The sequence below is a fragment of the Afipia broomeae ATCC 49717 genome, assembly GCF_000314675.2.
GTDB classification, from domain to species: Bacteria; Pseudomonadota; Alphaproteobacteria; order Rhizobiales; family Xanthobacteraceae; genus Afipia; species Afipia broomeae.
Map to the genome: position 1 here is coordinate 2,041,763 of NZ_KB375282.1, position 18,117 is coordinate 2,059,879.

Consider the following 18,117-nt stretch of genomic DNA (forward strand, 5'->3'; position numbering starts at 1 on the left):
CCGGCTTTGCATTGGTGAGCCTCTATTCCCTTTGGAGGATACCATGAAGAAGATTGCACTCGTCGCCGCGTCGCTGGCCGTTCTCGCCGGTCCGGCACTCGCCCAGACCAGCGGAACTGCTCCCGCTGAAGCCAAATTCTCGACCGTCGCGAAGGACGAGATGTTCAGCTCGAAGCTCAAGGGCCTGAACGTCTACAACCAGAAGGATGAAAAGGTCGGCGAAATCACCGATCTTGCCATCGGCAAGGGCGAGCAGATTCAGGCCATGATCCTGTCCGTCGGCGGGTTCCTCGGCGTCGGCGAGCATTACGTCGCTGTGTCGCCCTCGTCCGTGCGTGTGAGCTACAACAAGGACAAGGACACCTGGACTGCGAAGATGAACACCACCAAGGAGGCGCTGAAGGCCGCGCCTGAGTTCAAGTATCCGAAGTAACGGTTCCTGCCAGATAGTCTTCGTCATTGCGAGGAGCATTTGCGACGAAGCAATCCATTCCTTTGTTATGCAAAGATGGATTGCTTCGCTTCGCTCGCATGACGGTATGACGCTGTCGTTCAAATCGCTCTGTCTTTTGCCACCTAGGCCGCCTTCTTGCCCTCGGCCAGATTGGCGAGATCGCGCAGGATCGTGGTCGTGCCTTCGACGCGCTCTTCCGCCGTCTCCCATTCCTGGAAGAACACCACCTTCATGTCCGGGCGGACCTTGGCGGCCTTGCCGTGGCGGCTGATGAAGAACATGAGCCGGTCCGGATGCGCGAATGAGTTGTCGCGGAACGTAATGACCGCGCCCTTCGGCCCGGCATCGACCTTCTCGATGTTGGCGCGGCGGCAATAGGCCTTGATCGCTGCAATCTTGAACAGCCAGCGCACCTCGTCCGGCAGCGGACCAAAGCGATCGCGCAGCTCCGCGCCGAAATTCTCGATCGCGTCGTCTGTGTCCAGATCCGCAAGGCGGCGATACAGCGACAGCCGGATCGACAAATCCGCAACGTAGTCCTCGGGAATGAGCACCGGCATACCGAGCGTGATCTGGGGCGACCAGCGATCCGCCACCGGCTCGGAGATGCCGGCCTTGAGCGACAGGATCGCCTCCTCCAGCATCGATTGATACAGCTCGAAGCCAACTTCCTTGATGTGACCCGACTGTTCCTCGCCGAGCAGGTTGCCTGCGCCGCGAATGTCCAGATCGTGCGACGCAAGCTGGAAGCCCGCGCCGAGGTTGTCCAGCGACTGAAGCACCTTGAGGCGGCGTTCGGCCTGCGCGGTGATCTTGTGCGTGGACGGCAGTGTGAACAGCGCATAGGCGCGCAGCTTGGAGCGTCCGACGCGGCCGCGCAACTGATAGAGCTGGGCGAGGCCGAACATGTCGGCACGATGCACGATCAGCGTGTTCGCGGACGGAATGTCGAGGCCGGACTCGACGATCGTGGTCGAGAGCAGCACGTCGTACTTGCCGTCGTAGAACGCGGACATGATGTCCTCGATCACGGTGGGCGGCATCTGGCCGTGCGCAACCGCGACCTTCATTTCCGGCACATGCTTGTCGAGGAAGTCCTTCACCTCGGCGAGGTACTCGATGCGCGGGACGACATAGAACGCCTGACCGCCGCGATACCGCTCACGGAGCAAGGCCTCGCGGATCATCAGCGGATCGTGCGGCGCGACGAAGGTGCGCACCGCAAGGCGATCAACCGGCGGGGATGCGATGATCGACAATTCGCGGACACCGGTCAGCGCCAGTTGCAGCGTGCGCGGGATCGGCGTTGCGGAAAGCGTCAGCACGTGAACTTCCGCGCGGAGCTGCTTCAGCCGTTCCTTGTGCGACACGCCGAAATGCTGCTCCTCGTCCACGATCAGGAGGCCGAGGTCCTTGAACTTGATGCTCTTGCCGAGCAGCGCATGGGTGCCGACGATGATGTCGATCTTGCCGTCGGCGAGGTCCTTCTTGACCTGAGTCATCTGCTTCGGCGCGACGAGGCGCGACGCCTGTGCCACGTTCACAGGGAAACCCTTGAAGCGCTCGGTGAAGGTTTTGGTGTGCTGCCGCGCCAGCAGCGTGGTCGGCACCACGACCGCGACCTGCTTGCCGTCCAGCGCCACGGCGAACGCTGCACGCAGCGCTACTTCCGTCTTGCCGAAACCGACGTCGCCGCAAATCAGGCGGTCCATCGGACGTCCGAGGTCGAGGTCATGCAGCGCGGAATTGATTGCGCCAAGCTGATCCTCGGTCTCCTCGTAGGGGAACCGCGCACAGAATTCGTCGTAGGTGCCCTGATGCACCGGGAATTTCGGCGCCTCGTGGACATGCCGCTCGGCCGCGATCTTGATCAGTTCGCCCGCGATTTCGCGGATGCGGTTCTTGAGCTTGGCCTTGCGCGCCTGCCATCCGCCGCCGCCGAGCTTGTCCAGTTCGACATTTGTCTGGTCGGAGCCGTAGCGCGACAGCAGTTCGATGTTCTCGACCGGGAGAAACAGCTTGGTCTCGTTGGCGTAGTGCAGTTCGAGGCAGTCATGCGGTGCACCGCCCACCTGCAGCGTCTGCAAGCCGACGAATCGCCCGATGCCGTGCTCGACGTGAACGACGATGTCGCCGGTCGCCAGCGACGTCACTTCGGAAATGAAGTTGTCGAGTTTGCGGCTCGCCTTGCGCGGACGCACCAGCCTGTCGCCGAGAATGTCCTGCTCGGTGATGAGCGCGATGTTCTCGGTCTCGAAGCCGGATTCGAGGCCGATCACCGCCAGCATGGTCTCGTTGCGTGGCGTCGCCTGCACCGCGCGCCATGAGTTGACGCTGGTGGTGTTGAGCAGCTTGTGGTCCTTGAGCATGCTCGCCATGCGGTCGCGCGAGCCCTCCGACCACAGCGCGACGACGACTTTCTTGCGCGCAGCCTGCAGGCCGTTGATGTGCGCCACCACGCCTTCGAACACGTTGACCTTGCTGTCCCCGCGCTCCGGCGCGAAGTCGCGTCCCTGCCGCGCGCCGACGTCGATCACGGCCTCCCCCTCGGGCAGCGCGAACGGTGTCAGCCGCGCCAGCGCGCTATCGGCAAGCAGCGAAGTCCATTCGGGTTCGGTGAGATAGAGCCGGTCCGGCGGCAGCGGGTTGTAGATCGCGCCGCCACCCGGCGTGTCCATCGCCTCGCGCCGCGCTTCGTAATAGTCGTTGATCTGGGTGAAGCGTTCACGCGCGGCATCCTCGGCCAGCGGCTCCATCACGATGGGCGCCGCGCCGAGATAGTCGAACAGCGTGTCCATCCGCTCCTGAAAAAGCGGCAGCCAGTGCTCCATGCCCGGATGCCTGCGGCCTTCGCTCACCGCCTCATAAAGCATGTCGTCGCGGTCCGGCGCGCCGAACTGCGCGACATAGCCCATGCGGAAACGCTTGATGGTTTCCGTCACCAACTGGAATTCCGACACCGGCACGAGATCCAGTCCGCGCATGTCGAGCAGCGTGCGCTGGGATTCCGCGTCGAAGGTGCGGATCGATTCCAGCGTGTCGCCGAAGAAGTCGAACCGCACCGGCTGGTCGAGCCCAGCCGGAAACAGATCGAGGATACCGCCACGCACGGCGTATTCACCCGGCTCGCGCACCGTCGACGTGCGGTTGTAGCCATTGTGCTCGAGCCAACCCGCGATGTTGTCCATCGGGACCCGATGCCCCGGCGCGACCGACAGCGCCTGCGCTGCGACCACCTCCCGCGCCGGCACGCGCTGAACGATGGCGTTGACCGTGGTCAGCACGATCAGCGGCTTCTCGCTGCCCTGAAGGCGTGAAAGTTTGGCCAGCGTGGTCAGCCGCTGCGCCAGAATGCCGCCGTGAGGCGAGACGCGGTCGTAGGGCTGGCAATCCCATGCCGGAAACTGCATCACCGACAGGTCGGGGGCGAAAAACTCAAGCGCGCGTGCCAGTCGCGCCATGCGCGGGCCGTCGCGGCAAACCACGGCAAGACTGATCGCGGGCGGATTCGGCTTGGCCGCGACCGCGCGCGCCATATCCGAGACCACCAGACCTTCCGCGCCCTCGGCGACGTTCGACAGTGTCAGCGCATGACCGGCGCGAAGCAATTGCGCGGGCGATCGCGTCGGCGACTTCATGGGCGTTGGCCTGCGTCGAGGAACTGCTTGATGCGCACAAAGATGCCGTTGGCATAGTCCCCCGGCAGCGACTGGCTGCCGCTGAACGCCGCATACAGATCGGGATCGGGCAGTTCGATCAGACGTTCGAGATCGGCAATGTCCCCGTCGCTCAGATCGGCAATCCGGGCATCGGCGAAGCCGCCGAGGATCATATCCATCTCGCGCGTGCCGCGATGCCAGCAGCGAAACAGCAGCCGCTTGCGCCGATCATCGAGGCCATCGCTCGATCGTGTCGTTCCCGTCATGTCCGTCACTTTCTCCAACGCAAAAAGCCCGGACGGTGCCGGGGAGGCTGATATAGCTGTCAGAATTGATGCTGTCAGTAATTTCCTGCGCGTGCGTGTTGCGCTTGGACGTCATAGCGGGGTGGCGAGCCCTCGTGGCCGTCATTGCGAGGAGCTCTTGCGACGAAGCAATCCAGTTCTTCATGTATGATACAAGGGAATCTGGATTGCTTCGCTTCGCTCGCAATGACGTGGGGCGGCGATTCGGACTGAAATTCCGCCTTAGGTTCTTTAATGCGCCCGTCCCTGCTCAATCCCCTGTTCGCGCCGGTCACGAGCCTTACAGGCGTGGGGCCGAAGCAGGACAAGCTGTTTCGCTATCTGCTTGACCGCAGCGAGACACCGCGGCTGGTGGATCTGCTGCTGCATCTGCCGACCAATGTGATCGACCGCCGCACGCGGCCGACCATCGCCGAAGCTGTTCCGGGAACCGTGGTGACGCTGGAAGTCACCATCGATCGTCACCGCCCCGCGCCGCCCGGCCGCTCGCGCGCGCCGCATCTGGTCTACGCCAGCGACGAGACCGGCGACGTGGTGCTGACCTACTTCCGCGCAAAGCCCGAATACATCGAGAAGCTGCTGCCGAAGGGCGAGAAGCGTTTCGTGTCCGGCACCGCGCAGATGTTCGACGGCACCTTGCAGATCGTGCATCCCGACCGGGTGGTGGACGAGGAAGGCCTCGCCAAACTACCGCAGATCGACACGGTGTATCCGCTGACCGAAGGCCTCGCCATCGGCTCGATCCGCCGCGCCATGGCGCAGGCGCTGCAAAAACTGCCCGACCTGCCGGAGTGGATCAGTCCCGAAGTGCTCCGCCGCTGCAAGTTTCCGCCGATCGCAGAAGCGCTGCACCGTGTTCACGAGCCTGTCGAACTTACCGACATCCTGCCGCAGAACCAGTTCTGGTCACGGCTGGCATTCGACGAACTGCTCGCGGGACAACTCGCGCTGGCGCTCGTTCGTGCGCAGCTTCGCCGTCCTGCCGGCGTGCGCAATGCCGGCGACGGACACCTGCGCCACAAGATCATCGATGCCCTGCCCTACGCGCTGACCAGCTCGCAGCAGGAAGCGGCGAAAGCCATTGCCAGCGATCTCAACCAGCCGGTCCGCATGTTGCGTCTGCTGCAAGGCGATGTCGGCTCCGGCAAAACCGTCGTCGCGCTGCTTGCTGCCGCTGCCGTGGCGGAAACCGGCAAGCAGGCGGCGCTGATGGCGCCGACGGAAATCCTTGCGCGGCAACACATCAAGACCATTGCTCCGTTGGCGGAGCGGGCCGGACTACGCGTCGCCATCCTCACGGGGCGCGAGAAAGGCAAGGAGCGGCGCGAGATTATCGCCGGACTTGCGGACGGCGAGATCGATCTGCTGGTCGGCACCCATGCGCTGATCCAGGACGACGTGATATTCAAGGATCTTGCGCTCGCCGTGGTCGATGAACAGCATCGTTTCGGTGTGCGCGAGCGTCTAGCGCTGACCGAGAAAGGCGATGCCGTCGACGTGCTGGTGCTGAGCGCCACGCCGATCCCGCGCACGCTGGTGCTCACCTACTTCGGCGATATGGATATTTCGGAACTACGCGAGAAGCCCGCAGGCCGCCAGCCGATCGACACCCGCGCGGTCGCCAAAAGCCGCATTCGCGAAGTCGTCGATGGCCTCGACCGCGCCCTGGAGTCGGGCAAACGCGCCTACTGGATCTGTCCGCTGGTCGAGGAATCCGAGGCGGAAGGCCACGATCACCTCACCAACGCAACGCAACGGTTCGAGAGTTTGCAAAAGCGGTTCGGCGATCGCGTCGGGCTGGTGCACGGCCAGATGAAAGGCACCGAGAAGGATCGCGTCATGGCGCAGTTCGCAGCCGGTGAAATCCAGCTTCTGGTGGCGACAACGGTGGTCGAAGTCGGCGTCGATGTCCCGCAGGCAACCATCATGGTGATCGAGAACGCCGAGCGCTTCGGGCTGGCGCAACTTCATCAGTTGCGCGGGCGCATCGGGCGCGGCTCGGAAGCCTCGACCTGCATCCTGCTCTATCATGAACCGCTGACGGAAATGTCCGGCGCCCGGCTCAAGGTGATCCGCGAAACCACGGACGGCTTCCGCATCGCCGAGGAAGATCTGCGCCTGCGCGGTGAAGGCGAAGTGCTCGGCACGCGCCAGAGCGGCCTGCCCGGCTATCGCATCGCGCGGCCCGAAGTCCACGCGCAATTGATCGCACAGGCGCGCGACGAGGCGGTACGGATCATGCAGGATAATCCGAAGCTCAAGGGCGAGCGCGGTGAAGCGCTGCGATGCCTGCTGTACCTCTATGAACGCGACGAAGCATTGCCGTTGATCGGCGCGGGTTAGTCGACCTTCGCAGGGTCCTGTGTTTGCGATGCCGTTGCCACGCGCGCGGCATTGGCCATCTCCGCCAGCGCGTTGACTTTCTTCTGGGCGTCGCTGCCCGGCTGGACCACGCCCGCCGACATGATCAAGGTCGCTGCGGCGTCGGTGCTCATATCGACTTCGATAAGTTTGGACTTCGGAACGTAGAAGAAGAAGCCGGTGGTCGGGTTCGGCGCACACGGCAGAAACACCGAGATGAACTCGTCGTTTTGCGGAAGCTTCGTGGCGATCTCAGTGCTCGGCGGCTGGGAGATCAGCACGATCGACCACATGCCCGGCGACGGGAACTCTACCAGACCGACCTTGCGGAAGCTCGATCCGTTGCCCGAGAACAGCGTCTCGAACACCTGCTTGAGGCCGCGATAGATCGCCCGTACGACCGGCATACGGCCGAGCAGCCCCTCGCCGAATTCGACCAGCGTTCGCCCGATCAGGTTGGCCGCGAGGAAGCCGAGGAACGTCAACGCGAACACGGCGACGATCAGACCCGACCCCGGCAGACCGAACGGCAGATAGGTCTCGGGACGATAGGCGACCGGCACGAACGGCCGAACGATGCCATCGACCCATGTGACGAACCACCAGACCAGGTAGATCGTGATCGCGATGGGACCGGCAATGATCAGGCCGGTGAGGAAATAGTTGCGGAGCCGCGCCATGGCACCGCGCGGCGCGCCGGCCGGTGGTAGGGGCGGCAGGCCTCCCGGAATCATGTTGGGGCTAGTCTCATTCATTGGCGAGCCAAATCATCCTCAAGCGAAACACTTGTGCGTATTCTGATCGCAAAACCGGTGCCCACTTTTGCGGAACACGCGCGGGAACACCATCGCAAATCATTGCGACACCACTGTATCAGACTTTTCCGGGCCAAAACCGCCCGCGCTGCGACCGTTTGTCTGCCCGCGTCTTACTCGACCGTCACAGATTTGGCGAGGTTCCGCGGCTGGTCGACGTCGGTGCCCATCACAACGGCCGTATGATAGGCCAGCAACTGCACCGGGACCGCGTACACCATCGGCGTCACCGTAGCCGGCATGTCAGGCAGGATGATGGTGACCAGCGAGTCGACGGTAGCCTCCCTGGCCCCCCGCGCGTCGGTCATCAGGATGATCCGGCCGCCCCGCGCCGCGACCTCCTGCATGTTCGAGACCGTCTTCTCGAACACCCGGTCATAAGGCGCGATCACGACCACGGGCATCTTCTCGTCGATCAGCGCGATCGGGCCGTGCTTGAGTTCGCCGGCGGCGTAGCCTTCGGCGTGAATGTAGGAGATTTCCTTGAGCTTGAGCGCGCCTTCCAGCGCCAGCGGGTAGTTGGTGCCGCGGCCGAGATAGAGCACGTCCTGGCTCTTGGCGATGTCGCGGGCGAGCTTTTCGATCTGCGGCTCGAGGGCGAGCGCCTGCGTCATCAGGCGCGGCACTTCGATCAGCGCGTGGACGAGTTTGGTTTCATCGGTCTCGGACAGTTCGCCGCGCGCCTTGCCCGCTGCAATCACCAGCGCCGCAAGCGCGGCAAGCTGACACGTAAAGGCTTTGGTCGAGGCGACACCGATTTCAGGTCCGGCCAGCGTCGGCAGCGCGGTTTCGCTTTCGCGCGCGATGGTCGATGTCGGCACGTTGACGATCGAGATGGTGTGAAGGCCTTGCGACTTGGCGTAACGCAGCGCAGCCAGCGTGTCGGCGGTTTCGCCGGACTGCGAAATGAAGATCGCAAGATCGCCCTTGCGCAGCGGCGCTTCGCGGTAACGAAACTCGGAAGCGACATCGAGTTCGACCGGCAGCCGCGCAAGGCGCTCGAACCAGTACTTGGCAACGAAGCCCGCATAGCTTGCCGTGCCGCAGGCCGTGATCGACACCCGCTGAATGTCCTTGAAATCGAACGGCAGTTTGACCGGCATCGACACCTTCTCGGTGGCCATGTCGACATAGTGCGCCAGCGTGTGGCCGACGACTTCGGGCTGCTCGTGAATTTCCTTCGCCATGAAGTGGCGGTAGTTCGCCTTGTCCACCAGCGCGGATGCGGTGTTGTGCTTGACGATCTCGCGTTCGACCACGGCGTTCTTGTCGTCATACACGGTCGCATCGGCACGGGAGAGAACGACCCAGTCGCCGTCATCGAGATAGCTGATGGTGTCGGTGAACGGTCCGAGCGCGATGGCGTCCGAGCCAAGGTACATCTCGCCGTCGCCGTAGCCAACCGCGAGCGGCGAGCCCTTGCGGGCACCGATCATCAGATTTTCTTCGCCCTTGAAGATGAAAGCCAGCGCGAATGCGCCGTGCAACTGCGGAAGCGTCGCCTTCACGGCATCCACCGGAGACAAACCCTTGGCGAGGTACGAACTGACCAGATGCGCGACGACCTCGGTATCGGTCTCGCTGGAAAACTTCGCACCCTGCGCTTCGAGTTGCGTGCGCAGGTCGCGGAAATTCTCGATGATGCCGTTGTGAACCACGGCGACGTTGTCGGTCGCATGCGGATGCGCGTTATTCTCGGTCGGCTTGCCGTGCGTGGCCCAGCGCGTATGTCCGATGCCGATGTGCCCCGCCAGTGGCGAGGTCTTCAGCACCGCTTCCAGATTCTTCAGCTTGCCCTTCGCACGGCGGCGATCGAGCTGGATGCCTTCCAGCGTCGCGACGCCCGCGGAGTCGTATCCGCGATATTCAAGCCGCTTGAGGGAATCGACCAGTTGCTCCGCAACCGGCCCACGTCCAAGAATTCCGACAATTCCGCACATGCGGTTTGTGATCTCCAGCCGCCCCAATGCGGCCTTATGTACCGAGGAATAACACGGTTCTGCCTCAACAATTGTTGCGGATTGAGACAGGGTAAACCGTTAACGAAATCAGTCCGGTAAACGGAATCGCCCTACTTCGGGCTTTTCGGCTTCCGATTGAGCATTTTCATGTCCCGGAAGCGCTTAGCCCAGCCTTCACGAACGGTCTGATCGCTGCGTTCGATGGCCAGCGAATCGTCCGGCACATCCTTGGTGATGACCGAACCCGATCCGATAAAGGCGCCCGCGCCGATCTTCACCGGCGCCACCAGCGACGAGTTTGAGCCGACAAAAGCCCCCGCGCCGATCTCGGTGCGGTGCTTGTCGAACCCGTCGTAGTTGCAGGTGATCGTGCCCGCGCCGATGTTAGCATTCTGGCCGATATGGGTATCGCCGATATAGGTCAGGTGATTAACCTTCACCCCGGCCTCAAGATCCGCGGCCTTGGTCTCGACGAAGTTGCCGATGCGAACACCTTCGCCCAGCACCGTGCCTGGCCGCAGCCGCGCGTAAGGACCGACAGATGCGCCCTTGCCGATGCGCGCGCCGACGATGTTCGAGAACGAATGGATGACCGCGCCGTCGTCGATCGCAACGCCGGGGCCAATGACAACGAACGGTTCGATGATGACATCCTTGCCGAACGTTGTATCCGCCGACAGGAACACCGTCTCAGGTGCGATGAGGGTAACGCCGGCATCCAGTGCCGCCCGCCGCAGCCGCTGCTGCATCACCTGTTCCGCTTCGGCAAGCTGGGCCTTGGTGTTGATTCCGCGCACTTCGTCCTCACCAGTTTCGATCACGGCGGCGCGCAGACCAAGCTCCCGCACGATCGTCACCGCATCGGTTAGATAATACTCGCCCTTGCTATTGCCATTGCCGATGCGATCCAGAATCTTCAGTGCAGTGCTGCCCGCAAAGGCCATGACGCCTGCGTTACAAAGGGTGACGGCGCGTTCGGCTTCGCTGGCATCGGCCTGCTCGCGGATCGCAACCAGTTGTCCATCCTCTACCAGCAATCGTCCATAACCAGTCGGATCGGCGGCACGAAAGCCGAGTACCGCCAGCGCCGCGCCGTCCTTCAACGCGGTCCGCAAGCGCTCGAATGTCACTGCATCGATCAGCGGTGTGTCGCCGAAAGCGACCAGGATGTCGTCCGCTCCATAGGCAATGGCTTCGCGCGCCGCGAGCACCGCGTGGGCGGTACCGAGCCGCTCCCGCTGCACAAAGGTTTTGGCCTCCGGGCGTGACCGCTTGATCTCATCCACCACCGCCTGGTGATCAGGGCCGACCACGACCGCAATCGTATCGTTCTTGCCGCCCGGCGCGGCCGCAAGCACATGCGCGATCAGCGGCTGTCCCGCGATCGGATGCAGCACCTTCGGCAGGCTGGAACGCATTCGCGTGCCCTCGCCGGCTGCAAGTACGATCGTAAGGGTTGTTCTGCCGGACATGCGCTTTTCCTGTACCGCACGCGAAGTCGCGCCGGCGTCGTCTTACCCGAGAGCGCCGAGGGACAAAAGTGTTTTGGACACGCCCACCGCGCGCACAAACCCCAGCTTCTGTTAATCTTTACACAATGATTCGCAGGGCCGCGGGAGGGCCCGACAGTCCCATGGCCAAGGATCGCAACCAATTCCGCGATGATCTGACGGACGATGACGGTGCCGGCTGGATCAATCGCTTTCTCGCGGAAGAGGACGAATTCGGCGGACCTTCCATGTGGCGTCTGGCGTCCTGGGGCGTCGGCACGGTCGGAGCGCTGATCGTTGCGATCCTCGCGACGCGGTCACCGGCAGCGATGAACCGCGATCAATTGGCATCCGCCGAACTCGCCCGGCAATCCCAGCAGGTTCAGTGGATCGCAAAGGAAAGCCAGAACAAAGCGCGCGAACTTGCAGCGGCGGTCGATACGCTCAACGGCGATCGGGATCGCCTGTATGCGCGCTTGACGATGCTCGAACAGGGGCTGGACTCGGTGACTGGCGCGCTGGCACGGCCCGCGGCTTCCTTACCACCTGCAACGCAACCGGCACCACCTGCGGCCTCGGCTCCCGCACAGACGTCCCTCCCACAGGCGACCGAGGCTGATCCCATCGGTCCGGTCAAACCAACGGAGGCGAAAGCCGAATCCGTCACCCAGCTTCCCAAGATCGCGCCGGTCGCGACCGCCCCGGCAGCAACCTCTCCGCCCGCCAAACCGGTTGAGCAGAAAGCCGAAACGTCCACGGCCGATCAATCTCCCGCTCCGACCGTGACGGCGGCTATCGCCCCGCAGAACCCGGCGGCGGTTGAAACGCCACCAGCAGCTATCGTGCGGAAGACGGAGTTTGGCGTAGACCTCGGCGGCGCGAATTCGATCGAAGGTCTGCGCGCTCTTTGGCGCGGTGTGATCAAGGGCAATCTGCAACAGCTCGCATCGCTGCAACCGATCATCGTGGTGAAAGAACGCCACGACGGTTTGGGAATGCAACTGCGGCTTGTTGCCGGACCGCTGTCAGATGCCGCGGAAGCTGCGAAAGTCTGTGCGGGCGTGCTCACCGAGAGCAACCGTGCCTGCGAGACCACCGTGTACGAAGGTCAACGCCTCAGCATGTTCAGCGAAAAGCAGCCGGAGGCAAAGAAGCCTGAAGGCCAGGGTTATCGTTCGAAGCGGCGAAGCAGGCAGCGCAGCGAGCCTGTTGTTGAAGAACGGCCCAAGACGTCGGCCTTCAGCTCCTTCTTCGGTAACAAATAACCGATCAACTTTTGTGCCATTCGGGTTGTGTCGCAATCCGTTCCGAACCATATTCGGCGCATGAAAAAAGAGCCGTTCAGACTGACCCCCTACCAGGTGCAATGGATCCTGATCGTGGGATTTCTCACCATCGGATACGCACTCTATCTGCGTTACATGGCCATCGAGTTTGCGCAGGTTCGGCTCGAATGCGAGGCCGGTCTGCAGACCATGTTGTGCAAGACCCGACTGACGATGACCTATCTGTTCAAGAACTATGTGTTCGGAATAGCCGCGCTGGTGATCGCCACCTTGCACTTCATCCGGCCGTCGATCGTCACCCTTACCGCCGGGCTGATCGCCGCGTGTTTCGGCATCGTGCTCTACAATATCGGTTTGTCGGGCGTCGCGATCGCGCTGCTTATTCTTGGATTTGCGCGACCCGCGCCCGCGACAGCGTAAGCGCCAGAAGCAGATACAATCCGCAGGTCCATAGCGACTGCCAGTTCGCCGGTCCTTCGTTGAACCCGATGTAGACCGCCGAGAGCGCCAGCGCGCCCGCAAAAACAGACTCGGTAATCGGGCGCGTGCCCTTTGCCGGCCTGTTAAGCGCCGTCAGCAGCACAAACGGCACAACGGCCATGGTCAGTGCCGCGAACTGAAAATCGCGATAGCGCGGGTCGAACACGAATCCGAGCGCGGTCTGAGTGGCGAGCACCGTCGTGATCAGCAGCACGATTCCGAGAATGGTCTGCATGCGGGAACCGGTGCGGTATTCCCGCGGCCCGACAAGCTCCATGAATGTCGGAAGGCTGCGCCCGTACATCACAGTATTGGCGACGACCAGCGGCGACAACACCGCGGCGCCGAACAGCAGGATGCCGACGGTCCATCCGCCGACACCGAGGCTTTCGACGATCAACTTGTCGTACGCCACGCCTAGGAGCGCACCGCCCGCAGTGGCACAGATCGCCACCGTGACCCACGAACTCAAATGCGGTGACCAGGGCCGGCGGCGCAGCGTCAGCAGCGCCACGCCAAACACGAGCGCCGAGAAAATCATGCCTGCGCCGGCATAGATCTTTGCCCGCGGGAAGTTGGTGATCGGCTCGCCCGCTGGATATTTCAGATCTCGGCTGCCGGTAGCGTCGAACAGACCCCAGTGACCTCCGACAGTGCCCTCCCACATCCGCTTCCAAGGCTGGTCATAGGCCTCGATCAGGTTGACCCGGAACTTTTCCTGGCGAGCAAGCTGGAGGATTTCAGAGACCACCCGGGCTTGATTGGCCCGCGACGGCAGCGCGCCTTCGCGCATGCGGCCCGCGCTTGGCCAGCCAGTTTCGCCAATCAGGATTTCCTTGTTCGGAAATGCGACCGCCATCCGCTTGCGGATTACGTCCACGTGGTTCGCCGCATGACGCGCGCGAATCGGGAAGTCCTCCCAGTACGGCAGGATGTGAATCGTGACGAAATCGACGGCGTCATAGACGTCGCGGTTCTTGAGCCAGAACTCCCAGACGTCGGCATAGGTGACCTGGATCGCGCCGACTTTCGATTTTACGTAGCGGATATTCGCTGTCAGGTCGGCTGCGGTCATTTCGCCGCGAAGGAGCACCTCGTTACCGACAATGACCGCGCTGATCACGCCTGGATATTTCTTGGCGAGCGCGATGGCTGTTTCTATCTGCGCGCGATTGTCGATTCGGTTGGTGCCGATCCAGATCCCGAGCATCACCTTGAGCCCGGCCTTTTCGGCGAGCTCCGGGACCCTGTCGAGGCCGTTGCCGACCGAATAGGTGCGGACGCAATCGGTAACCTTGGCCAGTTGCGCGAGGTCCTGCGTCATCTGCTCCGGCGAGATCACCAACCCCGGCTGCAAAGGATTCTGACCATCCCGGAATGGTGCATAGGAGACGCATTCCAGCTTGGCAGCAGGGTCGATCGGCGCGCGCGCCAAAACGATTGGCGTGGCTAACCACCACCAAATTGCAGCAATAGCGCTCAGGGATATGACCAGAAGGGCCAGGGGCGTACGAAGCGAAATGGGTTCCGTCCTCCAGGAGGCACGTCGATAACCGGTCCGCGCCGGTCTGCCAAGACCCCAGCGCGCGGCTACCCCCGGTCTTCTCGTCGCACGCCTTTACCACAAGGCCATCAAACTTCCGCCTTGCTGGACAAAAACGTAAATGTCCTTCATGTGAATCAGGCAGTTGCGGTAGAGGCAATCTTCTGCCGCATTAGCAGGGCACCTGTGCAGGCGCGGCGCGCGGCCGGCTGGCACGCCATCAATCGGGGATTTCATGCTTCGGGTTCGTACCGGGTTTCGAGTTGCGGTTTTTCAGCGAGTGGCCGTTCCGGCCCTCGCTTTGTTTGTGGGTATCGGAGCCGCAATCGCTCAAAGCGGCGACCTCCGGGCTCAGGACACGGCCCCTAAACAGGCGGCTCCCGCTGACGCAGCCAAGGAAAGCAAGCGCAAGGCCGACGAGTTCGTCGAGGCGGCCCAGGCAATCAACGGCCCCGCCGGCAATCCCGAATGCGTCTGGCTGGGACGGCGGGTGGTCGGGCTGATGTGGCGCGACGATCTCGATACGGCCTTCCGCCATCTTGACCTGTACGAACGCTTCGGCTGCCCCGGCGGGCACATCCAGGCGACTTTCCGCTGTGTCGTGCGGTTCGGCGCCACGATCGATCCCAAGGTGGCCGAGACCCTCAACGGCCGCGTGCACGCCTGCTGGATCAATCCGGCGTCCCAGCCGCAAGCAGCAGCCGCGCCACCGCCGCCAGCGGCCCCTGCGGCAGCGACACCGCCAGCACCCGCTCCGGCGGCGCCGACACCTGCAACAACACCTGCCAAGTAAGTGCCAAAGCGCTGGCGGAACAGGAACGAACCGATCCCGCATTCATTGGGTATTCATTCGGTCTCGGCTACGCCCTCAAAAGGCCATGTCGCCGTATGAGTTGTTAAGCCGCGCAGCATAGATAAGCTGCCATTAACGCTGACGAACCGAGGGGACAGGTTCGCGATCCTGCCACGTTTGGCCCCGTATGGTTTTCCTTGATGCGCGCCATCGTTGCTGTCCTCTTCTGCGTTACTGCTGTCCACGCGGCCATCTGGGGCATCCTGAGGGATGAGCAGAAGGCACCCGACTTCAACGGAATGTTGCCCAGCCTGTCCTACGCCCCGTTCGAAGGCGCGGGGCACCCGGACGTCGACAACATTCCGAACAAGGAAAAAATCCGCGCAGACCTCAAGAAACTCGCGACGATGACCAAGGCCATCCGCCTGTACTCGTCGACGGGCGGCGTTGAGCTGGTTCCCCCGATTGCCGCCGAATTCGGCCTCAAGGTCACGGTCGGCGCCTGGATCGACAAGAACGCGGAGCGAAACGAACGCGAAATCGCAGCCGCCCTGGATCTCGCCAAACGAAACAGCAACGTCATCGGCATTGTTGTCGGCAACGAAACGATCTACCGCGGCGAACAAAAGGCCGCTGACCTGATCGAGCTAATCCAGCGCGTTAAGAGACAGACTAATGTTCCAGTTACGACTGGTGAAATCTGGAACATCTGGCGAGACGATCTCGAACTGGCAGCCCAAGAGGGCCGCCCGTCGCTCGCGTCGTCCGTCGATTTCATCGCCGCACATATCCTGCCGTACTGGGAAAATTTCACCGACAGGCAGGCTGTCGATCAGGCCATGTATATCTATGGCCTGCTGCGGGATACGTTCCCTGGCAAGCGTATCGTGATCGCCGAATTCGGCTGGCCGAGCGCCGGCTACAACCTCAAGAATGCCAACCCTGGCCCATTTGAACAGGCATCCGTGCTGCGGAACTTCGTCACCCGCGCCGATGCGATCGGCATGGACTACAACATCGTCGAAGCGATCGACCAGCCGTGGAAGTTTTTCGAAGGCGGCGTTGGGCCCTACTGGGGCGTTCTTAATGCTTCACGCGAACCGAAGTTCGCCTGGACCGGTCCCATTGTCGATCCGGACTACTGGAAAATAGCAGGCATTGCCCTGCTGATCGGCGTGCTGCTGTCACTGCCGATTCTGCGTCTGGCACATCCGACGGTGATGCAATCCATCATGCTGGCCGCTGCGGCCAATGGCGTCGGCGCGTGGTTCGCAACCGTGTTCGCCTACTGGAACACGCACTACTTCGTCTTCGGGTCGGCCTTTGCGCTGACGCTGGGTCTTATCCTGCTGGTGCCGCTGGTCCTGATCGCGATGGCCCGGATCGAGGAGATTGCGACCATCGCGTTCGGACGCAAGCCGGTGCGCCTTATCTCTGAAGCCGTACCCTCGCCCTCTGAAGGCTACGCGCCAAAGGTCTCCATTCACATCCCGGCGTATTTCGAGCCGCCGGAGATGCTGAAGCTGACGCTCGATGCGGTCTCCCGCCTCGATTACCCGAATTTCGAATGCGTGGTGATCATCAATAACACGCCTGACCCGGCCTTCTGGCAGCCGATCCAGGACCATTGCCGCGCACTCGGCGAACGCTTCATCTTTATCAACGCCGAGAAGGTCGAGGGCTTCAAGGCTGGCGCGCTGAAGATCGCGATGGCGCGCACCGCCGCCGACGCCGAAATTATCGGCATCATCGACGCCGACTATGTGGTCACGCCGGATTGGCTCAAGGATCTCGTTCCGGCTTTCGCCGACCCCCGCGTGGGCCTCGTGCAGGCCCCGCAGGACCATCGCGACGGCGACCGCTCGCTGATGCACTACATCATGAATGGCGAATACGCCGGTTTCTTCGACATTGGCATGGTGCAGCGGAACGAAGCCAACGCCATCATTGTCCATGGCACGATGTGTCTGATCCGCCGCGCGGCGATGGACATGGCGGGCGGTTGGGCCGGCGATACGATCTGCGAGGATACCGATCTGGGCCTCGCCGTGATCGAACACGGCTGGATCACCCACTACACCAACAGGCGGTATGGATACGGCCTGCTGCCGGACACCTACGAGGCCTTCAAGAAACAACGCCACCGCTGGGCCTATGGCGGCTTCCAGATCGTCAAAAAGCACTGGCGCCGGTTTCTTCCCAATGCGAGCCGGCTTTCACCCGATCAGAAGCGCGAGTTCGCACTCGGCTGGCTGAACTGGCTCGGCGCGGAAAGTCTCGGCGTGGTCGTTGCGATCCTCAATCTGATCTGGGTACCGATCGTTTCGTTCGCCGACATCGCCATTCCCGACAAGATCCTGACCCTGCCGATCATTGCAGCGTTCATCGTGTCGCTAGCCCACTTCCTGACACTCTACAGGCTGCGCGTACCCGTAAAGGTAGGCCAGATGCTGGGTGCAATGGTTGCGGCGATGTCGGTGCAATGGACAGTGTCGCGCGCCGTCGCCAACGGCCTGATAACCGACCATCTCCCCTTCGCCCGCACCTCGAAGGGCGGCCTGTCGCGGATGTCGGTGGAATTCCAGGCCTTCTGGGAGGCCGTGATCGGCATCCTCCTCATCATCGGCGCTATCGTGCTGGTTGCTTTCAACCAGAAGGAAGTTCGCGAGATCAACATCTTCGCCGGCGTGCTTGTGCTCCAGAGCCTGCCGTTCCTGTCGGCTGTCGCGATCGCGATCCTTGAGAACTCGCGGATCAACGCCTTTGGCTTCTGGAGTTCGTCAACGGTGCGCGCCGCCGAGCTGATCGGTCTTCGCCGGGAAACAACGCCGACGAACATGACGGTTCAACAGCCGGTCACATCGGACGTCCGCTCGGATATCAAGTGATCGCTGGCACGGGGTTCGTTGGCTTCAGGCGGGCGACCGAGGGCAACAGAAACAGATGGCGTCGGCTTACTTGATGCTGACG

12 protein-coding genes are annotated in these 18,117 nt (G+C 62.5%); 6 read left to right on the plus strand and 6 right to left on the minus strand.

The features are described 5' to 3' along the window. Positions 1 to 43 precede the first annotated feature (43 nt). A complete protein-coding gene (locus tag HMPREF9695_RS09430) occupies positions 44 to 433 on the plus strand; it encodes a PRC-barrel domain-containing protein (protein WP_006020618.1) in 390 nt (129 codons plus the stop codon). 143 nt (positions 434 to 576) lie between these two features. Here HMPREF9695_RS09430 and mfd read toward each other — a convergent pair whose 3' ends face one another. Next, the gene (mfd, locus tag HMPREF9695_RS09435) at positions 577 to 4,092 is read right to left on the minus strand and encodes a transcription-repair coupling factor (RefSeq protein WP_006020619.1); all 3,516 of its coding nucleotides are present in this window, start codon (positions 4,090 to 4,092) and stop codon (positions 577 to 579) included. Continuing rightward, complete coding sequence (locus tag HMPREF9695_RS09440; RefSeq protein WP_006020620.1) at positions 4,089 to 4,379, minus strand: FAD assembly factor SdhE; 291 nt, start codon at positions 4,377 to 4,379, stop codon at positions 4,089 to 4,091. The genes mfd and HMPREF9695_RS09440 overlap by 4 nt, the downstream gene beginning before the upstream one ends. 273 nt (positions 4,380 to 4,652) lie before the next feature. Here HMPREF9695_RS09440 and recG point away from each other — a divergent pair, with 273 nt between their 5' ends. Beyond that, entirely contained in the window at positions 4,653 to 6,761 is a 2,109-nt protein-coding gene (gene recG, locus HMPREF9695_RS09445; RefSeq protein WP_006020621.1) for an ATP-dependent DNA helicase RecG, read from the plus strand. On the opposite strand, the gene HMPREF9695_RS09450 is transcribed toward recG, so the two are convergent. The 3 genes from HMPREF9695_RS09450 to glmU form a co-directional block, all read right to left on the minus strand. Then, positions 6,758 to 7,513, minus strand: coding sequence for a DUF502 domain-containing protein (locus HMPREF9695_RS09450; RefSeq protein WP_430648571.1), 756 nt, complete (start codon positions 7,511 to 7,513; stop codon positions 6,758 to 6,760). The genes recG and HMPREF9695_RS09450 overlap by 4 nt on opposite strands. 194 nt (positions 7,514 to 7,707) lie before the next feature. After that, positions 7,708 to 9,534 (minus strand): glutamine--fructose-6-phosphate transaminase (isomerizing), encoded by a 1,827-nt coding sequence (gene glmS, locus HMPREF9695_RS09455; RefSeq protein WP_041711584.1) that lies wholly within the window; start codon positions 9,532 to 9,534, stop codon positions 7,708 to 7,710. 131 nt (positions 9,535 to 9,665) lie between these two features. Further along, positions 9,666 to 11,027 carry a bifunctional UDP-N-acetylglucosamine diphosphorylase/glucosamine-1-phosphate N-acetyltransferase GlmU gene (gene glmU / locus HMPREF9695_RS09460; RefSeq protein WP_041711586.1) on the minus strand — a complete coding sequence of 454 codons (1,362 nt, stop codon included), beginning with the start codon at positions 11,025 to 11,027 and terminating at the stop codon, positions 9,666 to 9,668. Between the two features lie 161 nt (positions 11,028 to 11,188). Between glmU and HMPREF9695_RS09465 the strand changes: the two genes are divergently transcribed. Beyond that, positions 11,189 to 12,310, plus strand: a complete 1,122-nt coding sequence (locus HMPREF9695_RS09465; protein WP_006020625.1) for a hypothetical protein — start codon at positions 11,189 to 11,191, stop codon at positions 12,308 to 12,310. 60 nt (positions 12,311 to 12,370) lie between these two features. Beyond that, positions 12,371 to 12,751 carry a hypothetical protein gene (locus HMPREF9695_RS09470; RefSeq protein ID WP_006020626.1) on the plus strand — a complete coding sequence of 127 codons (381 nt, stop codon included), beginning with the start codon at positions 12,371 to 12,373 and terminating at the stop codon, positions 12,749 to 12,751. On the opposite strand, the gene HMPREF9695_RS09475 is transcribed toward HMPREF9695_RS09470, so the two are convergent. After that, the gene (locus HMPREF9695_RS09475) at positions 12,711 to 14,246 is read right to left on the minus strand and encodes a glycoside hydrolase family 17 protein (protein WP_208856382.1); all 1,536 of its coding nucleotides are present in this window, start codon (positions 14,244 to 14,246) and stop codon (positions 12,711 to 12,713) included. The genes HMPREF9695_RS09470 and HMPREF9695_RS09475 overlap by 41 nt on opposite strands. A gap of 343 nt (positions 14,247 to 14,589) precedes the next feature. On the opposite strand from HMPREF9695_RS09475, the gene HMPREF9695_RS09480 reads away from it, so the two are divergent. Beyond that, positions 14,590 to 15,147 carry a hypothetical protein gene (locus tag HMPREF9695_RS09480; RefSeq protein ID WP_006020628.1) on the plus strand — a complete coding sequence of 186 codons (558 nt, stop codon included), beginning with the start codon at positions 14,590 to 14,592 and terminating at the stop codon, positions 15,145 to 15,147. 200 nt (positions 15,148 to 15,347) lie between these two features. Continuing rightward, the gene (locus HMPREF9695_RS09485) at positions 15,348 to 18,035 is read left to right on the plus strand and encodes a glycosyltransferase (protein WP_006020629.1); all 2,688 of its coding nucleotides are present in this window, start codon (positions 15,348 to 15,350) and stop codon (positions 18,033 to 18,035) included. Positions 18,036 to 18,117 lie beyond the last annotated feature (82 nt).